This window comes from Kribbella rubisoli (assembly GCF_004217145.1).
GTDB classification, from domain to species: domain Bacteria; phylum Actinomycetota; class Actinomycetes; order Propionibacteriales; family Kribbellaceae; genus Kribbella; species Kribbella rubisoli.
On the sequence record NZ_SHKR01000013.1, the window covers coordinates 1,081,056 to 1,103,590 of the forward strand.

19 protein-coding genes are annotated in these 22,535 nt (G+C 66.9%); 11 read left to right on the forward strand and 8 right to left on the reverse strand.

Annotation, left to right across the window (positions count from 1 at the left end; genetic code table 11):
- The first annotated feature begins 58 nt into the window (after nt 1–58).
- From EV645_RS25360 to EV645_RS25370, 4 genes are all read left to right on the forward strand, one after another.
- Nucleotides 59–2,758, forward strand: coding sequence for an ATP-binding protein (locus tag EV645_RS25360; protein WP_130446430.1), 2,700 nt, complete (start codon nt 59–61; stop codon nt 2,756–2,758).
- Between the two features lie 13 nt (nt 2,759–2,771).
- Nucleotides 2,772–2,900: a hypothetical protein gene (locus EV645_RS43225; RefSeq protein WP_277877085.1), complete on the forward strand. Its 129-nt coding sequence runs from the start codon at nt 2,772–2,774 to the stop codon at nt 2,898–2,900.
- Between the two features lie 117 nt (nt 2,901–3,017).
- Nucleotides 3,018–3,851: an alpha/beta fold hydrolase gene (locus EV645_RS25365; RefSeq protein ID WP_130446431.1), complete on the forward strand. Its 834-nt coding sequence runs from the start codon at nt 3,018–3,020 to the stop codon at nt 3,849–3,851.
- A gap of 70 nt (nt 3,852–3,921) precedes the next feature.
- Nucleotides 3,922–4,788 carry an alpha/beta fold hydrolase gene (locus EV645_RS25370; RefSeq protein ID WP_130446432.1) on the forward strand — a complete coding sequence of 289 codons (867 nt, stop codon included), beginning with the start codon at nt 3,922–3,924 and terminating at the stop codon, nt 4,786–4,788.
- A gap of 86 nt (nt 4,789–4,874) precedes the next feature.
- Here the strand turns inward: EV645_RS25370 and EV645_RS42850 are convergent, their stop codons facing one another.
- Entirely contained in the window at nt 4,875–5,006 is a 132-nt protein-coding gene (locus EV645_RS42850) for a helix-turn-helix domain-containing protein (protein ID WP_238175179.1), read from the reverse strand.
- Between the two features lie 351 nt (nt 5,007–5,357).
- The gene (locus EV645_RS25380; protein WP_130446433.1) at nt 5,358–5,987 is read right to left on the reverse strand and encodes a hypothetical protein; all 630 of its coding nucleotides are present in this window, start codon (nt 5,985–5,987) and stop codon (nt 5,358–5,360) included.
- A 529-nt stretch (nt 5,988–6,516) separates the two neighbouring features.
- On the opposite strand from EV645_RS25380, the gene EV645_RS25385 reads away from it, so the two are divergent.
- Both EV645_RS25385 and EV645_RS25390 read left to right on the forward strand, forming a co-directional pair.
- Nucleotides 6,517–6,945: a DUF3237 domain-containing protein gene (locus EV645_RS25385; RefSeq protein ID WP_130446434.1), complete on the forward strand. Its 429-nt coding sequence runs from the start codon at nt 6,517–6,519 to the stop codon at nt 6,943–6,945.
- Between the two features lie 122 nt (nt 6,946–7,067).
- Nucleotides 7,068–7,454, forward strand: coding sequence for a VOC family protein (locus EV645_RS25390; RefSeq protein ID WP_130446435.1), 387 nt, complete (start codon nt 7,068–7,070; stop codon nt 7,452–7,454).
- Nucleotides 7,455–7,456: 2 nt separating this feature from the next.
- On the opposite strand, the gene EV645_RS25395 is transcribed toward EV645_RS25390, so the two are convergent.
- From EV645_RS25395 to EV645_RS25420, 6 genes are read right to left on the reverse strand one after another with little or no spacing between them, the layout of a single operon-like run.
- Nucleotides 7,457–8,203: an SDR family NAD(P)-dependent oxidoreductase gene (locus EV645_RS25395; RefSeq protein ID WP_130446436.1), complete on the reverse strand. Its 747-nt coding sequence runs from the start codon at nt 8,201–8,203 to the stop codon at nt 7,457–7,459.
- Complete coding sequence (locus EV645_RS25400; RefSeq protein WP_157997152.1) at nt 8,200–9,630, reverse strand: ABC transporter substrate-binding protein; 1,431 nt, start codon at nt 9,628–9,630, stop codon at nt 8,200–8,202. The genes EV645_RS25395 and EV645_RS25400 overlap by 4 nt, the downstream gene beginning before the upstream one ends.
- A 25-nt stretch (nt 9,631–9,655) precedes the next feature.
- Nucleotides 9,656–10,522 carry a carbohydrate ABC transporter permease gene (locus EV645_RS25405; protein ID WP_130446438.1) on the reverse strand — a complete coding sequence of 289 codons (867 nt, stop codon included), beginning with the start codon at nt 10,520–10,522 and terminating at the stop codon, nt 9,656–9,658.
- On the reverse strand, nt 10,519–11,481 hold the full coding sequence (locus EV645_RS25410) for a carbohydrate ABC transporter permease (protein ID WP_130446439.1): 963 nt from the start codon (nt 11,479–11,481) through the stop codon (nt 10,519–10,521). Before EV645_RS25410 ends, EV645_RS25405 begins: the two co-directional genes overlap by 4 nt.
- 7 nt (nt 11,482–11,488) lie before the next feature.
- Entirely contained in the window at nt 11,489–12,313 is an 825-nt protein-coding gene (locus EV645_RS25415; protein ID WP_198681830.1) for an aldo/keto reductase, read from the reverse strand.
- A gap of 2 nt (nt 12,314–12,315) precedes the next feature.
- Complete coding sequence (locus EV645_RS25420) at nt 12,316–14,034, reverse strand: GH39 family glycosyl hydrolase (RefSeq protein ID WP_130446441.1); 1,719 nt, start codon at nt 14,032–14,034, stop codon at nt 12,316–12,318.
- A gap of 242 nt (nt 14,035–14,276) precedes the next feature.
- Between EV645_RS25420 and EV645_RS25425 the strand changes: the two genes are divergently transcribed.
- From EV645_RS25425 to EV645_RS25445, 5 genes are all read left to right on the forward strand, one after another.
- Nucleotides 14,277–14,957 carry a GntR family transcriptional regulator gene (locus EV645_RS25425; protein ID WP_130446442.1) on the forward strand — a complete coding sequence of 227 codons (681 nt, stop codon included), beginning with the start codon at nt 14,277–14,279 and terminating at the stop codon, nt 14,955–14,957.
- 90 nt (nt 14,958–15,047) lie between these two features.
- Nucleotides 15,048–16,124 carry a hypothetical protein gene (locus tag EV645_RS25430; RefSeq protein ID WP_130446443.1) on the forward strand — a complete coding sequence of 359 codons (1,077 nt, stop codon included), beginning with the start codon at nt 15,048–15,050 and terminating at the stop codon, nt 16,122–16,124.
- A gap of 5 nt (nt 16,125–16,129) precedes the next feature.
- Nucleotides 16,130–17,284, forward strand: a complete 1,155-nt coding sequence (locus EV645_RS25435) for a hypothetical protein (protein ID WP_130446444.1) — start codon at nt 16,130–16,132, stop codon at nt 17,282–17,284.
- On the forward strand, nt 17,284–18,699 hold the full coding sequence (locus EV645_RS25440) for a hypothetical protein (RefSeq protein ID WP_130446445.1): 1,416 nt from the start codon (nt 17,284–17,286) through the stop codon (nt 18,697–18,699). The genes EV645_RS25435 and EV645_RS25440 overlap by 1 nt, the downstream gene beginning before the upstream one ends.
- The gene (locus tag EV645_RS25445; protein ID WP_130446446.1) at nt 18,696–22,532 is read left to right on the forward strand and encodes a tetratricopeptide repeat protein; all 3,837 of its coding nucleotides are present in this window, start codon (nt 18,696–18,698) and stop codon (nt 22,530–22,532) included. Before EV645_RS25440 ends, EV645_RS25445 begins: the two co-directional genes overlap by 4 nt.
- Nucleotides 22,533–22,535: the final 3 nt, after the last annotated feature.

A 22,535-nucleotide genomic window follows, 5' to 3' on the forward strand; every position in this document is an offset into this window, starting at 1 on the left:
CCACACCACTTCCAGGGGCTTGACCGCGGCCGAGGACTCGCGGCATACGATTTCGGACATGGGCTCCGCCAACCACCTCGTCGGTCGGTCCCCACAGGTCGACCGGCTTGTGGGCGTATTAACCGGGGATGGGCGGGCCATGGTGGTCGAGGGTGATGCGGGGGTGGGGAAGACCGCACTCTTGCAGGAGTTGGGCCGACGTGCCCGGGCCGAGGGGTGGAGGGTCGCCCAGTGCGAGTGTGTGGAGGCGGAGCGGGCGTTCCCGTACGCCGCCCTGGACCGGATGCTCCGCCCGCTCGAGCGGTATCTCCACGCGCTGGCCGACCACCAGCGCCGCGCTGTCGACACTGTGCTCGGTCGCGCGGTCGGTGATGCTCCCGCCGTCATGACGCTGGGCACGGCGATCCTCGATCTCCTCGTGGTGGCGAGCGCCGACTCACCGTGGTTGCTGATCGTCGACGACGCACAGTGGTTGGACTCCGCGAGCGGTGTCGTGCTGACGTTCGTGGCGCGCCGGCTCAGCGACGCCCCAGCGTCTGTCGTGCTGGGGTTGCGCACGGGAGAGCCGACTGACCTCGAGGTCGCGGGCATCGAGCACCTCCACCTGCCCCCGCTCGACCCCAGGAGCGCGGCCGAGCTCCTGGACGCTCGTCACCCCGACCTGGCCCTCTCGCTGCGCGCCGAAGTGCTCCGGTGGGCGGTGGGCAATCCGTTGGCGCTGATCGAGATGCCGGCATCGCTGGCTGCCGGCTCGCCCGCGGCCTCGAGGCCCGAGCTTCCGTTGCCGCGACGACTTGAGCAGGTATACGTCCATCGGCTTGACAGGCTGCCGCAGGAGGAGCGGTTCGCCCTGCTGCTGCTGGCGCTTGACGGTGTGGCAGAGGACGAAGGAGAGCACGACCTCGCGGACCGTCTCGATGCAGCCCGCGCCGCCGGGCTCGTCGACCGGCAAACGCCGGCCGGGCGGGCGTCGTTCCGCCACCCCTTGGTGCGGTCGGCGGTCGTCGGCTCCGCGTCCGCCGAGCTGGTGCGGGCCGCGCACCTGCGTTTGGCCGAGGTGCGCGCCGGCGACCCCCTCCGGCGCGCCCATCACCTGGCTTCCGCCACGATCACGCCCGACGAGACCATCGCGCACGCCGTCCAGCTGGGTGCCCAGCACGCATCCCGGCGCGGGGGAGCCGCCGTCGCTGTCCCGCTCTTCGTCCGCGCTGCGGCACTCAGCGAGGATCCGCGCCAACGTGAGCGACGCCTCGCGGAGGCCGCGTTCGTCGCCAGCCACGCGGGCCTGCTCGACGACGCCGCCACGTTGATCGGCCGGCTGGACCGGCTCAACGGCGACCTGGTTTCTCCGGCGACGGTGATGACCGACGCGTACGTCCGGCTGCACCGCGACGGGGCCGTGATCCCGACGCACCGCCTCGTCCTGGACACCCTGCAACGACAGGGTCACGATATGGACGACGAGACGCTCGAGCGTCTCGTCGAGCTGCTGCTCGGGCTCAGCATGAACTCGGCCGACCTGGTCCTCTGGAAGCAGACCGAGCGAGTGGTCGACGAATTCGCAGGGCGGCTCGGACCCGTGACCCTGCTGGTGCGCGACGTCCAGGGCGACTTGCTGCGTCATGCCGACGGCGCTCGCGATCGCGTGGCCAAAGCGTTCACCCTGCCCGGCCATGGCCCCAGGGATGTGACGCTGTTGACGATCTGCGCCAGGTCCGTCGACTCGCTCGGCGAGCACCGCTCGTTCGTCGAGCGGATGCTCGCGCGCGAGGTCGAGGCCGGAGCCCGGGCCGACGCCATGACCTTGCTGCATCTGACGCTCCTCTACCAGACGGACAGTGGACACTGGGACGACGCTGCGGTGACCTTCGCGCGCGGCTTGGAGCTGAGCACCAGTCTCGGCTTCGAGATGTACACCCACCTCTATCGCGCGTTCTACGCACGGGTCCTGGCTCAGCGCGGTGACGTTGCCGGTGCCCGTGAGCTGAGCCTGTCGGTCGATGCCTGGGCGCGCGCCCGAGGACTCGGGGTGCTCCTCGAGCACGTGGCGGGTGCTGCGCTCGCCGGTTCGCTCGCGATCGGCGATTACGACGCCGCTTGGACCCACGCGCTCGAGATCACCTCGCCCGGATCCTTCCGGCGCTACGTGCACGAGTCGTTCCGGTGCGTCTTCGACTTCGTCGAAGCCGGGATGGCGTCGGGCCACGTCGACGAGGCGCGTCGCCACGCCCATGCTGCGGTCGACCACCACGTGGGGGCAGTGTCACCACGGATGGACATGTTGTGCACCGCCGCGCTGGCGCTGACCGAGCCGACCGCGGAGGCGGACCGACTGTTTGCGATCGCAACCGGGCACAGCGCCGGGCCTTCCTTCCCCTTCGACCTCGCCCGCATCAGCCTGGCCCACGGCAGGTGGCTGCGGCGGCACGGCGACTTGCGCGGCGCCCGTACCACCCTGTCGCGTGCCGTCGAGCTGTTCGAAAGTCTCGGCAGTCCGCCGTGGGCGGATCGAGCCGCGCGCGAACTCTCGTTGGCGGGAGTCTCCGGCGACGAGGCCGTCGACCGACCCGCCCGCCTGACGGCGCAGGAGCTGCAGATCGCCGAACTCGCGGCGTCCGGGCTGAGCAACAAGCAGATCGGCGCTCAGCTCTACCTCTCCCCGCGCACGGTGAGCACCCACCTCTATCGCATTTTTCCCAAGCTGGGCGTCAGCTCTCGTGCATCATTGCGCGACGCGTTGGCCGCTCGACGGCTTTAGAACCTCCTGCGCGGTGCGGCGCGCGGTCGTCGGCTCCGGTGACGTACGCACGTACGTCACCGGTGACGTCATGCGACGGACGACGGCGGCGTCGGTCCTGGCGATCGTTGGTGGTGAACAGGAGTACGGCACCCGGGTCTGAGGCCCTTCGGTGAAACCCACCTCTCACCAAGAGGTGCCTCCGGCCCTGTCTCGTGGCGGTGTCGACGTCCCTCGCACCGCCACGTCCACCACCTCGAGGGACGGATTCGAGAAGACGATGCCGAAGATCACCGTGGGCAGCGAGAACGGCTCACCGGTCGAGCTCCACTATGACGTCCAGGGCAGCGGGACGCCCGTCGTGCTGATCCACGGATGGCCGTTGAACGGTCGATCCTGGGAGAAGCAGATCGCGGCCCTGGTCGAGGCCGGCCACCAGGCCATCACTTACGACCGTCGCGGTTTCGGGTACTCGACGCCCAGCTGGAACGGCCACGACTACGACAGCATCGCTGCCGATCTCGATGCGCTCGTCACGCACCTCGACCTGACCGGCGCGACGCTCGTCGGCTTCTCGGCCGGCGGTGGCGCGGTCGCGCGCTACATCGGCAACCACGGGACCGCGCGAGTCGCCCGAGCAGTGCTCGCCAGCTCGGTCACGCCGTTCCTGCACGTCACCGAGGGCAACCCCGAGGGCGGGCTCGACGATGCCACCATCGCGCACTTCGAGGCCGGCATCCGCGCCGATCGGGCGGCGTTCGTCGACAACTTCCTCTCGCTGCTCTACTCCGCTGCAGGTCAACCGACCGTCAGCGAGGCTCAGCGCCTCTTCGACCGCGACCTCGCCAACCATGCTTCGCCCCGCGCCACGCTCGAGGGCCCGTCGCAGTTCGGACGCACCGACTTTCGCGACGACCTGTCCCGGTTCGACGTGCCGACGCTAGTCATCCACGGGGACGCCGACGCCGTCGTGCCTTTCCACGTCAGCGGCCGCCGATCCGCAGCCGCGATCCCCGGGTCCGAGGTCGTCCTCATCGAGGGAGGCCCGCACGGCGTCAACGTCTCGCACGCCGGCGAGTTCAACCAGGCGCTCCTCGCCTTCCTCGCCCGCTGATCCCCTGTCCGGCCCCGTGAGGTCGCAGGTCCCACCGACCGGCGCGATCGCGCCACGCAAGGAGAACACAATGACGATCCGTCGACCACTGAACCGGGCCAGGCTGCTGGCGTCCGGCATCGCCGTGGCCGCCGTTGCCGCCCTGGGCGTCGCCGCCCCGGCTGTCGCGTCCTCGACCGGCCAGACGTCGGACATCAGCCCGGCCTCCGCGGCCGCCAAACCCACCATCGTTCTGGTGCACGGCGCGTGGGCGGACGACTCCAGCTTCGCCCCGGTGACCCGGCGACTCCAGAGCGACGGCTACATCGTGATGAGCGCACCAAATCCGCTGCGCGGGCTCGACGACGATGCCGCTGCGGTCGCAGCGTTCGTCGACCAGGCAACCACTGGGCCGGTCGTGCTAGTGGGTCATTCCTACGGTGGCAGCGTGATCACCAACGCTGCAACCCGTCTCCCGCGTGTCCAGGCACTGGTCTACGTGGACGCCTTCGCACCGGACGAGGGTGAGAGCGTCCTGGAGCTCTCCGGAGCCGAGCCGGGCTCGGCCCTGGCCGTTCCGGACCCGAGCACGGTTTTCAACTTCGTGCAGTACCCGGGCGCCCCGGAGGGGGATGTCGACACCTACATCAAGCCCGAGCTATTCAAAAGCATCTTCGCCGCCAAGCTGCCTACGACGCAGACGAAGGTACTCGCCGCCAACCAGCTACCGGTCACCCTGAGCGCACTGAAGGCCCGGTCGAACGCTCCGGCGTGGAAGCAGATCAGGAGCTTCTTCTTCATCGGGACGAGTGACAAGGTCCTCCCGGCCGCCGAGCAGGAGGCAATGGCCAAGCGCGCCCACGGCATCATCGTCAAGCGCAACGCCGACCACCTCTCCATGCTCGAGGTTCCGGGGGCGGTCACCGCGCTGGTCGAGCAGGCTGCGCGAACCAGCTGATCTATAGCGCGTCCTGTCAACGGTCAGGGTGCGGCGCCCGTCTCGATCCTCGAGGCGGGCGCCTCGGGTTTCGCCGGTTCCACGGATCAGTACCGCTGGGCGTACCAGGTCGGTGGCTCGCCGAAGATGTTCTTGAAGTCGCGGACGAAGTGGCCCTGGTCGGCGTAGCCGAGGTCTGCCGCCAGCGCGGCCCAGTCGGTCGCCTCGCCGGCTGCCATGTGCGGTCACCTCGTGCAGGCGGTAGCGGCGGATCACCCACTTAGGACCGATGCCGACGTACTCCGCGACCAGCCTCTGCAGGAAGTTGCAGAGTCGAGGGTCAGGGCTGAGCTCCAGCTGTTCGGATGGTTGCTCGATCGCCGCCGTGGGATCAATCGTGGTGCGAACTGGGGTCAAAGAGAGGCGCCTGGTGAGGCCAGAAGCCCTTTCAGGTCAGGGCTCTGACGCCTAGAGAGGCTGGTTGCTAGGGCATCATTGCCCCTTTTAATCCGCCGGTCCAGACTTCGACCGCCTCGGCGGCTTCGGTTGAGCAGACCTCGATCCGGTCGCCGGCAGGCGGATCGGCTCGCTCAGTTGTACGTCGTCACCTCGAACGAGGCACCGTCGTTTCCGTCGTCCCTCGTCAACTTCAGAAGCGAGTAATGCTTCTCGTTGGTGTAAATGCACAGGAACGTTCCGAGTGGCTTGTTCTGCAGTTCGAGGAAGTTCGTCCCGTAGCCTGACGAGGTCTGGCAGCTGGGCCTCGTCGCGCTGCTGACGAAGCCTTGTGCGTCACCGCGGACGAACAGTCCCCCGCCCTGCCAGTTGATGTCCGCAGATGCGCCCTGGGGCAGGGAGATCACCCGCCACGTCGCGTCAATCGAGGGACTGTCTAGGTCGGCTGAGGCATTGAGCGCCAGGTCGAGCTTCCCGGCGTGCATCACCGGCGCCGCGGCGCCGGACGACGGGCTGGCGGCCGGGGTCGACTCGGTGTCGGCGGCAGAGGCACTCGCCGTCACAGTTGTGGTGGCTGTTGTGGTCACGACCGAGGGCTCAGGTCTCACCGCCGACGGGAGTTGCCCGTTAGCGCCGAGGAGAAGCGTGGCAGCCACGCTGATCACGGCAGGTACGACGGCCACCAGAAGTGGATGGCTCGCCAATGCACGGATCGGGCCGCCCTTCTTCTGTTCCTCGGGCTGGTCCGAGACGTCTTGGCTCATGTGGTCCCCCCACAAATCGCCACGTGCGCCTGGCCGCTGAGCGACAGCGCCGGGCGTCGTCTGAACTGATCGACCAACAGTGAGGCATAGTCACGTCATCGGTCCATAGCGGATGACTCTTGATATTCGTCGGTTCGGCTAAGGTCGCCCTTCGACGGGCGAGTTGAAGCAGGAGCGCACGTCCCATTGAGGCTAGCTACGCCACGCACCGTTGGTTGATTTGCGGTTGGCAGATCAGGCAGCGGAGACAGGCGAATGCTCGGGGTTTCCGCCTCAGGACAGGATGCAGTATGGAGACCCACGCACTTGTAAAGCGGGGGTTAGGGGTTCAAGTCCCCTCACCAGCTCTCACTGGGGGATGCCTCGGGGCTCGTGGCTCGGCGTCCTCCCATCCACGGGCTTCGGTTTCTGGCGTCGCCCTCCGGGATATCTGGGCATCTCTCGCTAGGGGACGAGCCCTGGCGCTGGCGGTTGCGGACCGTGCGGTGAGGGAGGAACGTCGTGGGGAGGAGCGGCTGGGAGGTGGGCGGTGAGGCTTGAGCATCTCTGTGATGTTGAGTGGCGGTACGACTTGATCGAGACGATCGAGCCGTCGGCGGCAGGCGACGGCCTGTTGTACGGGCAGGGGACGGCGGCCTTCACGGGGCGGCTCGCCGGCACCGCCCGGTGGTCCAACAACCCGAGGCTCCGGGACGGGTACGCCCACCCCGACGCGCGTGGGTTGATCGACGTCGGCGGTGGCGGCTTCGTGATGTTCCGGCTGACCGGCTTGTCGAACGTCACGGACGGCTCGGGCCTGCACGTCCTGACCTTCGAGACCGACCACGAGCCCTACCGATGGCTCAACCATGTTCTCGCCATCGGCGAGGGCGCCATCGACGCTCAGCGCGCCGCATTGTCGATGCGCTACTACAGGTGCGAGGTCGACTACCTCCCCGGGATCCCAGCCGACGACTGACGCCAGGCCCGTCAGGTTCGGTCCACGCAGGGTACGTGGGCTGGAGGGGTCTTCACGGAAGCCTGCGTCGAGCGCACAGTGGTGAGCATGCGTCAGAGGAGCACAGGCGACGGGAGAGGTCGATGAGTGTCGAACTGAACCACACGATTGTGCATGTGAAGGATCGGTGGGCTGCTGCTCGTGAGGTCGGTGAGGTGCTGGGCCTGCCGGAGGCGAGGGCGTATGGGCCGTTCGCCGAACTGAAGTTGGACAACGGGGCGAGCTTGGACTTCATGGATACCGAGGGCGAGATCCATGGGCAGCACTACGCCTTCCTGGTGGGTGAGGAGGAGTTCGACCTCGTGCTCGGTCGCTTGCAGGAGGACGGTCGCGGGTGGTGGGCCGACCCGTTCAAGCGTCAGCCGCAGGAGATCAACCACGGCGATGGCGGCCGTGGTCTCTACTGGGAGGGCCCGGACGGGCACTGGCTGGAGATCATCACTCGTCCGTACGGGAGCGGCGGCAGTTGATTTCAGTGCATGTAGAGGCCGCCGTCTACGTTGAGGGTGTGGCCGGTTATGTAGGCGGAGTTCTCGGACATGAGGAAGGCTATGGCGGAGGCTACGTCGGCCGGTTGGCCCAGGTGGTTGACCAATAGGGAGTCGACGAGGGTTGAGCGACGGTCGGGGGTTAGGGGGCCGCCCATTATGTCGGTGTCGATGGGGCCGGGGGCTACGGCGTTGACGGTGATGTTGTGGGGGCCTAGTTCTCGAGCCAGGGCTCTGGTTAGGCCGATTACGGCTGCCTTGGCTACTGAGTAGGGGGTTTTGCTGTAGGTGCCGCCGCCTAGTTGGGCTGAGGTGGAGGAGACGCTGACGATTCGGCCGTAGTTGTGTCTCACCATGCTCTTGGCTACGCGGTGGGTTACGTAGTGGACGCCGTTGAGGTTGATGTTGATGACCCGGTGCCACTCTTCGGAGGTTAGATCTAGGTAGGGCATGGGGGAGGAAACGCCGGCTAGGTTGGCTAGGGCGGCCAAAGGTGGGAGGGCGGCTTCTAGTTCGTCGATCGCCCCTAAGACTTGGGATTCGTCGGAGACGTCGGCAGTTACGGCGTGGGCTTTGACGTTGTATTGGGACGTGATTTCCGAGGCCAGGGAGTCACCGGAGGCGATGTCGAGGATGCCGATGTTCCAGCCTTGGGAGGCTAGGAGCAGGGCGGTGGCGCGGCCGATGCCGCGGGGGGAGGCTGCGCCGGTGACTATTGCGGTGCGGTTCACTTGGCGGCTCCGTAGTCCTGGCCGGGCTTCCAGTCGGTGAAGACGTAGTCGGCTTCGGAGACCTTGGCGCCGGCCGCCTTGGCTTTCGAAAGGGCCTGCTCGCGGTCGGCGGAAGTCGCGTCGCTCAGTTTCTTGAGCTCGGCTTTGAGGTCCTTGATCGAGCCGGCCAGGTAGCCCTGGACGATGTTGCCGACGTGCGGGGTAACAGGCTTACGGAGAGCGTCCACGCGGGCCTGGGCAGGATTGCGCACGATCGCCTGCGGCATGAGGAAGACGTTCGACTTACAAAACTCGATGCCCTTCTTGTACGCGTCGACCGCGTTCGACGATGCGACGAGATCGAGGTTCAGCGGCGGCTGGTCCATCGCCTCGATCATGCCCTTCTGGTAGTCCTCGGTCATGAAGGAAGCGATCAGCTGCCCGGCGGCGTCGGGGTTCTTGCTGTCCGCGGAGACGAAGTACCCCGAACTCGGCCGGCCGCGGTAGCACCAGGGGTTGGTACCGGCCGTCGGCACGAGGATCTGGCCGGAGGCGAGCTTGTCGACGATCGGCGGTGCCAGCGCCTTCGAGCCGCCGGCGCACCAGACGCCGTCGATGAACGTGCCGACCGCGCCGGAGGCGTACCTGGTCCGCGCATCGACGACACCGAAGTTGTTCGACCCGGGCATGATCAACTTGTCATCGTTCAACGACTTCAAGAACTCGATCACAGTCACATATGCGTCGTGGTGATACGCGTACTCGCCGGTGGTGAACTGCAGACCCTGGTACCCCGGGAATCCGGCAGCCTGAGCCATGTCGTCCACCTGGTCGCGGATCCGGCCGCCGTCCGCGCCGATCGCCAGGGTGAGCGGCTGGATCCCGGCCGACTTGAGCTTGCCCAGCGCGTCCTTGAAAGCCCCGTAGTCCTTGGGGATGTTGTTCGGATCGAGCCCGGCCTTGGACCAGTGGTCCTTGTTCGCCCACACCAGCGTCGAGCTCTGCCGGAGGCTGAACATCGGGAACCCGTAGAGCTTCCCGTCCAGCTGGGTGATGCCCTCGTTGAAGGCGTCCTTGGGCAGCTTCGCCTTGATATCGGCGGGAATCGTGACCTCGTGCACCCACTTGCCACTGACCAACGCCGGCAACGGCAGCCCGACCACGTTGGAGTAGACGTCCGGCATCTTGTTGGCCTGATGCGCCAACTGCAAGGCCTGGGTTGCTTTGGAGGCGTCGTAGTACGTGTGGGCCACGTTCGTCTTCAGTGGTCCGGACTGCTTCTTGGCCCAGTCGTCGTTGAGATGCTTGAACGAACTGAAGTGGTCCCACCAGTCCAGCGTTCCGGTGGCGCCGCTACTTGTGTTCGAAGTCGAAGAAGAACTCGAGCATCCGGTCGCGGCTCCGACAGCGGCAAGTACCGATGCGCCGAGCAAACTGCGACGTGTCATTCCAGGCATGTTTCTACTCCTTAGATCAAGACTTCACTGCTCCGGAGATTCCCTCGACGAAGTAGCGCTGCATGAAGATGAAGAGGACGACCACAGGGACGATCGAGATCACGCCGGCCGCGGCCATTCCGGACCAGTCGGTGGCGGTCTCGCCGACGAACGCCTGCATGCCGACACTTACGGTCCGGAGATCGGGTCGGCTGAAGGTGAACACCAACGGCAGGAAGAACGCGTTCCACGTGGTGATAAAGGTCAGTACTGCGACGGTCGCGGTGACCGGCATTGCCAGCGGCAACATCACCGAGAAGAAGGTACGAACAAAGCCGGCGCCGTCGACGAGCGCAGCTTCTTCCAACTCCCGGGGGATCTGCCGGAAATAGCCGAAGTAGATCAAGATCGCCGACACGTACGCCCCGCCGCTGAGCGCCAGGATCATCCCGCTGAGTGAGTCGATCAGGTGCAACTGCATCGAGATCTTGACCACCGGGATGATCGTGTAGCCGGTGGGTACGAACAGCGTCGCGACCAGTACGCCGAGGAAGAGCTTGGATCCGCGGAATTTGTACCGGGCAAGGACATAGCCGGCCGTCGCGCAGCGGATGGTGACGATCACGACGGTGATCACCGTGACGACGATGGTGTTGATCAGGTACCGGCCGAAATGCGCGTCGTTCCAGGCCCGCGCATAGTTGTCCCAGACGAACTTCGACGGCCAGAGCTTCAGCCCGCCGCTGAACATCTCCATGTTGTCCTTGAGCGACGCCGACAGCATCCACAGGAACGGGAAGATCCACAGGATCGCGATACCCACCAGGAAGATCGCGGCGAGCCACCACGGCAGCCGATGCAGTATCCGACGATGCCGGTCCGTCCTTTCGACGACAGCGCTCATCGCTGTTCTCCTCTCAGCCGGCGACCGGCGTACACGCCCCAGAGCTGAATGGCGCCGACGATCGCGACCAGCAGCCCGAAGATCACCGCGGCCGCCGATGCGTGCCCGAGTTGCGGGATCGGGGCGGCGAACGCCCACCGGTAGATGTAGATCTCGACGATCTCGGTGTGGAAGTACGGCCCGCCTGCGGTCAGCGTGTACATCAGGTCGAAGTTGTGGAACGTCTCCTCGACCGTCAGCACGGTGATGATGATCAAGAACGGTTTGAGCATCGGCAGCGTGATGTACCGGAACAGCTGCCAGGTGCCCGCGCCGTCGATCCGGGCCGCCTCGTACAGCTCGTACGGGATCGTCTGCAGCGCCGCGAGCCAGTAGATCATCGTGACGCCGAAGAACTTCCAGATGTACAGCACGGCCGCGGTCGGCAGCGCCAGGTGCTGACCGCCCAGGAAGTCCACGCCGCTGAATCCGAACTTCATCAGCACCGAGTTGATCGGCCCGGTACTTGGATCCAGGACGAAGCGCATGACCACGCCGATGATCGCCGTCGTGGTGACGACCGGGATGAAGAACGCCGACCGCAGTACGCCGATCAGCGGCAACTTCGGCGAGTTCAGCACCATCGCCAGCAGCAGCGTGAGCAGCACCCGCGCCGGTACGACGAGCAGCATGAACAGCAACGTGACCTTGAACGAGTTCCAGAACAGCGGGTCCGCGAAGACTTCCTTGTAGTTGCTCAAGCCAACGAACTTCTGGTCGGAGTCGAAGCCGTTCCACTCGACCAGTGAGTACCAGTAGCTCGCGATGATCGGATAGATCGTGTAGAGGCCGTAGAGCACCACGGTCGGCAGGAGGAAGATCCAGATCCAGGTCGTCTTCTTCCAGCCGTGCCGCGGCCGCTGCTCGACAGCTCGTACGTCGGTTCGCCGCCGGCTGAGTTGCATCGATCTGCTCGTCATGACCGGGCTACCTGATCTGGCTGATCGCGAACGTACGCGGGTCGCCGCCGAGCCGGTTGCCGTTCTCCAGCGCGGTGATCGACGCGATCTCGTCGTCGGTGAGTGTGAAACCGTCGAGGTCGAAGTTGGCCCGGATCCGTTCGGGCGTGACCGACTTGGGGATGACGATGTGCCCGAGCTGCAGGTGCCAACGCAGTACGACGTGTGCCGGCGTCACCTGGTGATCGGCGGCGATCGACGCCAGTACAGGATGATCGAGATCGCCGCCCTGGCCGAGCGGCGAGTACGCCTCGACCGCGATGGACCGCTCGCGGCAGAGGTCGGTCAGCTCCCGCTGCTGGTACGTCGGGTGCAGCTCGAGCTGGTTGACCGCCGGCACGAGCTCGCTCTCCTTGGCCAATCGGTCCAGGTGTTCGGTCAGGAAGTTGGACACACCAACGGCCCGCACTCGTTCATCGGTGTAGATACGCTCCAGAGCCCGCCAGCTGTCGACATACAGATCGGCTGCCGGATTGGGCCAGTGCACGAGATAGAGATCGGCGTACTCCAGGCCTAGACGCTGCAGAGTCTCGTCGTACGCCGTCAGCGTCGACTCATAGCCGTGCTCGCCGTTGCGCAGCTTGGTAGTGACGAACAGCTCCTCGCGAGGGACCCCGCACGCCCGCACAGCCGCGCCCACACCGGCCTCGTTGTTGTACGCCGCCGCGGTGTCGATGTGCCGGTAGCCGATCTCGATCGCCTGCTCGACCGCGCGCTGGGTGTCCTCCGGCGGGACCAGGAAGACGCCGAATCCCTGCTGCGGGATCTGTACTCCGTTGTTGAGAGCAACCATGATCAGCTACCCGGCTCGAGGACCAGCAATGACGCTGATGGCAACGGAAGCGCGATCTCCAGCGACACGTCACCGTCCACGGTCACCCGACGTTCGGACTCCAGCTCCTCGAGACCCTGTCGGCTGGTGATCTTCGCGAGCTCTTCCGGAGTCGGATCCTGCGGTGAGCCGAGCGACTGCCAGACGGTGAAGGAGTTGCTGTGGTCGGCGTCGATGCGCAGATGCCGCAACCGGTACGACCCGGCCGGCAGGTTGCGCACGGTCACGGTCACCGGCGTCAGGTCGTCGCTGGTCTGATACTGGTCATCAATGTGCCGCCAGACCAGTACGGCGACGCTCCCGTCCTCCGCACGTGAGGCGAGGACGTCGACCTCCTCGGGCATGCTGCTGCCGTCGGTCTCCTCGAGCTCGCCGACCTTCCAGGCCGCGTCCGAGGTCGCGCCAAGCCGATCCGGACCGAGCAGCGACAGCATCCGATAGGCGTTCAGGAACGGCTTCTCGACGCCGCCCGCGGTGAGGAAGGACCGGGTGCCTTCGAAGTAGCGCTCGGCCTCGAAGTAGAAGCTCCAGGACGTTGCGTAGGCGACCTTGGCCGGCTCTGTGTCGTTCAGGTCCAGGATCTTCTTCATCAGCTTCGCCTGGAACACGGGGTAGTACTCCGTGTTCTGGAAGCTGTAGTTGCGGTTGTCGTACCGTCCGAAGTGCGCGGGCACCGCCGCGTCGCACTCGTCGACGATCACGGGCAGGTTGGCGTACGCCTCATAAGAACCGATGAGCCGGTTGAACTCGCGTACGTCGTACAGCATCTTCGTCGACGACGGGCTGAGTTGCTCGGCGGCCGGTTCGGTGAAGGGCTTGTAGTCGCGGGTCGGGAAGTGGCAGCCCTTGGTGTGGTACGAGATGAAGTCCAGCGGCTCGTCGCGGCTCGACGTGTAGTCCAGGAAGCCGCGGAGGAAGTTCAGGCCACCGCTGGTGACCGCCGGCCCGCCGACCTTTGCCTCAGGCAACACGTCGCGGATCGCTTGCACCGTTGCGGTGTAGAGCTCGTTGTATTGATCGAGGGTGCCGCGCCAGTAGAAGATGTCCGGCTCGTTCCACAGCTCCCAGAGCCAGGTCTTCACCTCCGCCTCGCCGTAGCGATCGAGGCAGTGCCGAACCGTCGCACTGATCAGGCCGCCCCACTTGGCATAGTCGCTGGGCGGATAGCCCCAGGCACCTGCCTCGTAGCTGGTGTACGCCGTCGGGCTGGACACCACGGTCAACTCCTCGGCCTCGGGCGGCAGGAGATCCCGCGGGGTGAAGCCGAGCTCGACCAGGAGGTGATGTCCGGCGCCGATGATCGCGTCGTACGCCTGGTCGAGCAGCGTGAAGTCGTAGTACGGATTGCCGTCGGCGTCTTCGTGGTAGACGTTGCCCGAACTCCAGTGCGGGATGCCGAATCCGCTGCCCGAGCAGTACATGTAGTGCGGCCGGACGAAGTACCCGGCGCCGGAGAAGTCGGCGAACGTCTGCAGCAGCCGCTTGCCGGTGGGCATGTACGTCCAGTTGAACTCGTCGTATCCGAAGCTCTCCCAGATCCGCGCCAGCGGACCCTGGACCTGTCCGGCGTCGACGTCGATCGTCGCCGCGGTGACGTGCGGCGCATCGGGATTCCGGGGAGCGGCCGGCGGGAACGGGCCGAGGGCCGTGCGTCCGGTGTGAACCGCTGTGTCGGTGGTCATCGTCGTGACCTCTCTCTGCCCGGGTGATCGGGCTTGCCTCACGGGGGTCGGCCGACTTCGCACCCCAAGGGGGAGGGGCGTCGGCGCTGTGCCGCTCTGCCTGAGTGGAGGCTCCGAGTCTGCTCTTGTAGTTGATTTACTGTCAATGACTTACTGTTTACAATCTACAGAGAGACCCGACGGCGGTTAGAGTCGTCCCGCTCGGATACTTGGCGGTAGCTGCCCTGAGGAGGTGGTCGGGCATGATCCCCGACGATGTCGTGTCACCGCTGCCCTCGCAGCGCGGGCTTGGCGATCTGGTGACTGACGTGCTGCGGGAGATGATCACCGGCGGCAAGTTCCAGCCCGGCCAGCATCTGAAGGAGACCGAGCTCGCCGACGCGCTCAAGGTCAGCCGCGGGCCGATCCGGCAGGCCCTGACCCGGCTCGAGGAAGAGGGGCACGTCGAGATCCGCCGGCACCGCGGGGCGTTCATCAGCACGTTGACGAAGACCGACGTCGAGGAAGTGCACACGCTGCGCGGCGCCATCGAGAAGCTGGCCGCCAGCCGGGCGTGCACGCGGATGCAAGGCGTGGGATTCGCCGAGATGGACGCGGTCCTGGAACAGATGAAGAGCGTCGACACCAAGATCGACCCCGAGGACGCCGTACGGCTGGACCTCCAGTTCCACGACATCATCTACGCGTACTGCGACCACGCCCGCGTACTGCGGGTCTGGGAATCGATCCGCGGACAGGTGACGGTCTTCCTGAGGGCCCGCAACGCAAGCTTCCCGGACTTCCTCGACGTCGGCTACAGCGAACACAAGGAACTGAGGGACGCCTTGGCCCTGGGCGACCCGCAAGCCGCCCAGGACGGAATCGACAAACACATCCTCGGCGCCTACGAACGCCTGAAACGCCTCAACCTCCCGGACCGCTGAGCCGCCTCCGCCGGCCGAGACACGTTGTGACCGGGGATTCCGAAATGGAGTCGGGGAGGACACAATGTGTGATGGGTGAAGGGGGGCAGGGTGACTGCTGGGGTGGAGTCGGCTCGGGCTGTTCTGGATGTGGCTCGGGTGGTCGAGGAGTCGTTGGCGGGGAATGACGGGCCGGACGAGTACGCCGTGGAGGCGCTTGTCCGGGTTGCGGGGGACGAGCTCGAGGCCAGTGGGCGGCAGGGTTTCGAAGCTGTCGAGGCCGAGGGGGACACGGATGTTGCCGCGGTGCTGATTGCGGCGGTGGTGCAGGTATCGGCCGGGAACACCTTGATCGCGGCGGGACAAGCGGTCGGGGAGACTGACACGGGCGCGGACGCGGTTGGGGAGTACGGCGTTGCGGTGGCACGGCTCGCCGATGTCGTCGACGCGCTGGACGGGCTCGAAGCCGGTGCGGGCCGGAGGCAAGGGTTCGAGGCTGCGGACGCTTCGGAATCGGTCGAGGCCGCATTGGACCGAGTTCGCGATGCCGCTGAGCGAGTTGCGGACGGGATCGCCGCGACAGCTGCGGGGACGGTGACCGAGGCGTTCAAGCAGACTGTGAAGTTGGTGCCCGAGAAGATCCGGGACGTGGCCGACAAGATCGGTGACAAGGTCGATCTCGGCCAGTACGCGGGTCGCCTGGTGAAGCTCGGTGTCCGGGCGGTGCAGCGGGCGCTGGACCTGTTCACGCGGATGTTCCCCGGCGGAGCGCTCGCCGGCATGCGTGACGACGTGAAGGTCCTGTACGCACGGTTGTCCGGCGCCAAGCCGATCCCGGCGACGGTCGGATTCGTCATCGGGGTCGATGACGTCAAGGCGTATCTGAAGCTTTACGGCGGCGACCGGATCGAGCAGCTCGACAAGGCTGCGGCCGACGTGGAGCGGCTCGGAACGAAGTACGCGAATCTCGGCAAGCTGGCGACCAATCTCATCGAGGGGATCGCCGTGGCGGGCGCGGTGGTCGCCTTGCTGCAACTCGCCGTACCGCATCTGGCCCTGATCGTTGCCGGTGCGCTGGCGGCGGTTGTCGCCGGAGTGCTGCTGCTGGCCATGGACTACGTCGGGGATCGACCTGTGCTGCACACGATCCGGGGCGTCAAACTCGTCCTTGCTGACGCAGTCGGGTGATGGGGATGGCGCGACCCGCTCTGGAAGATCGGGTGGCCGCTGTCTGCGAACAACTCGAGCTGGCCGAGCGGCAGCTGGACCTGCCGTTGATCCGCGATCTGCTCGAGCCCCAGGCGGCGACGAGGCTGAGCGGGAAGCTGGGTGACAGGCGCAAGAGTGTCAAGCGAGCCTTGAGTACGGCGACCGAGGACGCCGGCTGGGACTTGTTCGCTACCGAGGAGAAGGCCGCACGTCAACTGATGGCCGAGCTGTTCGCCCTTGTCCAGGGCCGCCTGTTCAGCTCGGCGGGATTGGACAACGGCATCGCCGGGGCAGCACGCCGACTGCTGCAGGATGTGCAGGAGCTAAGCGGCTTGGACCGGGGCGTGCTTGTCACGTTCAGCCCCGACACCGAGAGCGTCGACCACACGATCGGCCTGGTCCGGCTGCGGTTTCCAGGCACCACCGTGTGGGACCTGCCGTTCGCAGTCCACGAGTTCGGTCACCATGCCGTCCACGAACTCGCACACATCGACGCCGCCCACAGCGACGACCGCCCGCTGCGCTCACTCGTCACCGGCCCGTTCGGCACCAAGGCCGGCCTCGACGAATCCCACGTCCATGAACTGATCGCCGACGTCTTCGCAACGGTCGCGCTCGGCGCGACGTACCCGATCGCTTGCATCCAGCGGCGGATCAACGCGAAACAACGAGCCACCGACGGTACGACGCACCCGTCCTGGCAGCGCCGCGTCACGACGATGGTTGCCGCGCTCGACCACATGACCAAGCTCAGCGACGACAAGCGGTACGCCGCCACCGCCGCGCAGCTCGTACTGCCCGCGTGGCAAGCACTCACCGGCCAGGCTGCCCCGCCCGACGCGCCGGAGCTGAAAGCCCTTGCACACAAGGCGGTCGACGTACTCGCGCGCCACGCCCCGAAACTCACGTACGACGACAAGGAAAGCGCGGTGCTGGTGAAGTACGAGCTGACGACCGCCGCCCAGCCCGGGCCGCCGCGGCCCGTCGAGGTACCGCCGAACGCCGGCCCGGCCGCGATCGTCGACGCCGCCTGGCGGTGGCGGCGGCAGAACCCGGACGCGACACCCGTCCAGCGATCGCGCGTCGACAAGCACGCCATCGCGCTGTGCACCGCCGTACCGACCGATCGGGGAAATTGATGACCCAACAGCCGTTGCTGCGGATCCGGCTTGAAGTACTCGTCAACGACATCAACAAGGTCGAGGGCGCGATCGACCGGGCCAAACAACGCGGCTGCGAGCTGGACGCAGTCATAGGTTCGATCACCGACGGAAACCGGTCGGTGGTCAAGCTGATCCAGCAGCTCGCCAGGCTGAACGACCAGACCGCGGGTGCGTTCCGCCGTAACGACGAGCTCGCCGAGCTGCTCGACGAGGACGAGGGGTCGACCGATCTCCGCGACCAGATCGAGGCGGCCGAGTCGGACTTCAAGGAGCTGGACCGCCAGGTCAACGCGATCAGGCGGGAGCTGCGGCGGATCCGGAAGACGACCAAGGAGGTGAACGCCCGCTTCACCGGCGAGAACAGCACTCTGCAGAAGCAGTGCAGCCAGTTGCGCGGAGATGTCGAGAGCCTTCTCAAGCGGGTCCGGGACGCGGGCGACGACAAGCCGCGGCAGCGCGGTTTCTGGACGGACTACGAGAAGCTGCTCGACGAGCGAGCCCGGCCGCTGTTCGGCGAGTACGTCGACTTCCTCGGCGGCCTCACGATGCGGGACACCGGTCTCGACGACCGGGTCTGCGAGATGACCGACGTACTGCTCGGCCGGTTCAACGCGATCATCGGGGACTTCGTGCCGATCCCGTCCCGCAAGGCCGCGCTCAGCAGCGCGCTGGACAGTGTGATCAAGCTCGGCTTCCCCGAGTGGTCCATCTGGGGCGTCCCGCTGGTCGCGCACGAGGTCGGCCTGGCCTTGAAGGACTCGCACGAGGTGAAGAAGCTCCAGGAGCAGTTCGCCGGCGAAGCGACCAAGGAGCAGCTGGCCGAGCTTTACGCGGATGTCTTCGGCGCCTACACACTCGGGCCGGCTTACGGCTACGCGGCACTACTGCTGCGGCTGCACCCGCACCACGACGAGCCGATCCGTGACACCGAGGCGAAGGACGTCGATCGGGCCCGACTCATCCTGCTGGCGCTGGAGAGTGCGGGCGATCCGGGCACCGGCTACCAGACGGAAGTCGAGCGGCTCAAGGAGACCTGGACCGAGGCCGTGGTGACGAAAGCCGCTCCCGGGCATGAAGCCCAGGCCGAGGCCGATGCCCTCGGACCGGTGGCCGAGGCCGACTGGATCGACAACTTCGTCGCTACCGCTCGCGGATACCTCAAGGACAGAAGGTCGTTGCGAGCGTTCGACGAGCGGCGCTGGACGGAGGCGAAGACAACCTGGGAGGAGCTGAAGGACGGACGGGCGATGTTCGACGACGACATCGACCTGCTCGCCGTGCTGAACCACGCGTGGGCCGCGAGGTTGCAGGATGCCTCCGCGGTGGTCGAGCTCACCCAGCAGGTCGAGGCCATGTGGAACGGACCGAAGCAGCGGAGGCGGGCACAGTGACACCGGAGGTACCACCGCGCAAACCCCGGCTGCCGCGCATCGAGGTCACGGAGTCGGTAGCGACGATCGTCTCGGATCGTTCCCGGTCCGGGACCATGCAGGAGCGCTACATCAGGATCTGGGCCAAGGTCGAGCACGCGAGGACCGATTACCGCGCCGGCCGGTTGCCCGACCCGGTCACCACGGCACGGCGGTTGCTCGAGGAGGTCGAGTCGGCCTGGCCGACCCGGCAGGCAGCGGACCAGAACCAGCAGGCGGTGCTCGGTACTGCGGCCTTCCTGCTGGCAGCCGCCTTGCGCGACCAGGGGGACGAGGCGCAGGCGCTCCCGTACTTCGAGCAGGCGGTCGCCGCGTTCGAACGAGCTCCCGAATCGACGGACATCCGAGGCGACCTGGCCGCGGACCAAGGATCGGCCTTGCTCGCACTCGGGCGCGCCGAGGAGGCCGTCGACGTTCTCCGACGGGCGCTGAACGATCTCGGGGAGTCCCTGCCGGTGGTTCGACGCAACCTGGCAGCGGCGCTGGCCGCCTCTGGCCGGGAGGCCGAAGCGATCGACCTGCTGGCAGCCGGAGTCGTGCGGGGAACCTTCGATCCGGCGTCCCACCACCTGTTGGCGACCCTCCTCGACCAGGCCGATCGACCGGCCGATGTCCGGGAGAGGGCCTGGACCGATGCCGCGGAAGCCTTGCTCGCGGCGGAGCAGATCGACCAGGCGATCGATGCGGGCCGGCGCGCCGTCGATGCCCAGCCCAGCAGCCTTTCGCTGGCGGTGCTGGGCCGCAGTTACGCCGCCGCCGGGCGGTACGACGAAGCGGCGGCCACACTCCGCGAGTCCGACGACCGCAACCCGTCGGCGTGGACCCGGCTGTACCTGGCCGATGTTCTGGCCGCAGTCGGGGATGTGGACGGCACGGCGGACGCGGCGCTCGCTGCTGTCGCCTTGTCGACCGATGGTTCCGTGCTGACCAAAGCCGCCGTACATCTCCTCAATGCAGGCCGGTTCGACGAGCTCGACGGAGTGCTCGATGCTCTGGCGCCGGCGGATCCTGGGCTGGCGGTGAATCTGCGTGGTCTGGCTGCGCTCCGGAGCGGGCGGCGGGACGAGGCGCTCGAGTTGCTGCGCGAAGGCGTCAGCCAACTCCCGGACGACACGGCGATGCTGTGGGACGTGGCGGTAGCGCTCTATGACCTCGGTGAGTACGAGCTCTCCATCGACGTACTGCGCAGAGTTCTCGAGCTGGACACGACCGACGTGCTCGCGCTCGCGCAGATCGGTGTGCTCGAGGGGGAGCTGGAGCGGTACGACGACGCCGAACGGGACCTTCGCGCTGCGCTCGAGGAGATCGACGATCCCGGCACCCACGCCTACCTGGGGCGGCTGTTAAGCCTGACCGGCCGACCGACAGAGGCCCTTGAGCATCTGCGGATCGCGGTCGACCAGGGATACACCGGCTCTTTGACGTTGACCGACTACGGACTCGCACTGAAGGACGCCGGGGACCCCAAGGAAGCCGAGAAGATCCTCCGGCAGTCGCTGGAGCTCGACCCCGAACAGCCGAACGCCCTTCTGACCCTGTCCGCGATCCTGCTGGACAAGGGTGATGCCGCCGCCAACACCGAGGGCGGTGAACTGGCGCGGCGCTTGCTGGAGTTCGACCCGGAGTCCGCGTCAGGCTGGGGCATCCTCGGCGAGGTCCGCCGTCGCGAGGGACAGTACGACGAAGCCGTGGAGTACTTCGAGCGTGCCGTCGAGATGTCGCCGGAATGGGCGTGGGCATTGGGCAGCTACGGCCAAGCTGTGCGCGAGCGGTACGACGTACGCGGAGCTGCCGACGACGCCTCGCTGGTGCTCGCGGCCGATCTGCTGGATCGGGCGCTGGCGATCGACGCCGACGAGACCTTTCTGCGTGCCGAGCTCGCCCTGGTGCGGATTCGGCAGGACGCATACGACGAGGCGGTCGGTCTCCTCGACCGCGCGCGGGAGCTGGATCCGCAACCCGCTCTGACCATTCCGCTGGCGACCGCATTGCGCGGCCGCTATCTCAATTCCGGTGCCCCGGGCAACCATGACGACCTGCTCCGGGCCGAGCGCATCCTGATCGGGGAACTGGCCGCGGCGACGGCGACCGATCAGCAGGACGACGTCTTCGTCGCGAGTTTGAACGGTGAACTGGCCGAGGTGCTTGTCCTGCTCGGCCGACCCGACCATGCCCATCAGAAGTTCAAGCTGGCCTCGAAATTCGACCCTGAGATCGCCTACTACCGGGTCCGGCGTGGCCAGCTGTACGCCGATGCGGGCGATCTGAAACGGGCGCTGCGGTGCTACGAGCAGGCGATGGAGCTCGAGCCCGACTACCCGGATCTCCGTGTCCTGCAGGCGGACGCGCTGGTCAAGCTGCACGACTCGCTCGGCGCGCGGGCCGTCCTCGACGAGGCGCTGGCGGCGAAGCCCGACGACGAGTCCGCACGCTTCAAGCGATACCAGGTGCTCTGGGAGGCGGAGCGGATCGCCGAGTCGGTCCGGGATCTCGAGCTGCTCGCGGAATCCCCTGACGTGCTGGCTGGGCGGGGCGAGGCTTTACGGCTTCGAGGCCAGTACGACGAGGCCCTCGCGCTACTGAACCGCGTCCTCTCGGACGATCCACAACACCCGAGCGCGCTGACGACGACTGGCACTGTTCGGCTCGCTCAAGGCGATCTCGACGGGGCCCGATCGGCGTTGGAGCAGGCGGTCGCTGCGAACCCGGGCGAATCGTACGCACAGGGCCGGCTGGCTGATCTGGACTTCACCTACGGCGATGCCGAGCGGGCCCTGTCGCGGCTCGCGGCGCAGCTGGAGGATCAGCCGGACCCCGCACTGCGGGGCGTCTACGTGGACGTGCTGACCAGGCTGGAGCGCTGGGAGGAGGCCGAGTCCCTGATCGAGAGCGCGCTGTGGGACGACGCGGACAATCCGCTGTTCGTGGCCAAGCTCGGTTGGGTGCTGCTCGACACCGATCGGACCGCGGAGGGTCTGCGCAACCTGCAACGAGCCGTCGACCTGCAAGGGGATCTACTCACGCCGCTGGTGGAGCTGGCCTACGGCGAGCTGCGCGCAGGCCATCCGGAAGAGGCCGATGCGGCCGCGGTTCGGGCCACCCTGGCCGCCGAGGACGAGCCGGGTGGCTGGCTCGCTCGTGCGCGGATCGCGATGGCCGTCGGGGATTACCGGACCTCGGTCGAGACGGCCCGGCGGGCGGCAGGCTGTTGGTACCAGGTCTCCAACGTGTACGACCAGCTTGGCTGGGCCTTGCGGTACTGGCCCGAGAACGCGGCTGACGACAGGGTTGCGGCGTACGACTCGGGGCTCCGCCTGGATGCGCTCGACCCGTGGATGATGGCGGGCCGGGCGGATGCCCTGCGCCGGATCGGCGACTCGGACAGCTCACGGCAGAGCTACGAGCAAAGCTTGTCGTTGATCGGCCTGCGGACCGGGCCGGACGCCAACGTGTTCGGGTTGCAGGGTTGGTGCCTGTTCCAGTTGGGCCGGTACGACGAGGCCACCAACGCTTATCTGCGCCGTCTCTCCTGGCCGGCCCGGACTGCGTCGACCCTGTTCGAGCTGGCGCTGATGGCGGCCGTGACCGATCGCCGGTCCGAGGCGGAGTCGTTCCTCGAGCGGGCCGTCCAGGAGACGGCCCGCGAGCATCCGGCGGTCCGGAACGGAATCGTCGCAGTCGCCGCGAACGAGGCGGAGTACGAGCGCGAGCGACTGGCCGGCGACGTCTGGCAGATTCTGCAGAACGCCTTCGCGCGCGCGTCCGAGTCCGCGAGGCGGGCCGCCGGAGGCTAGCCG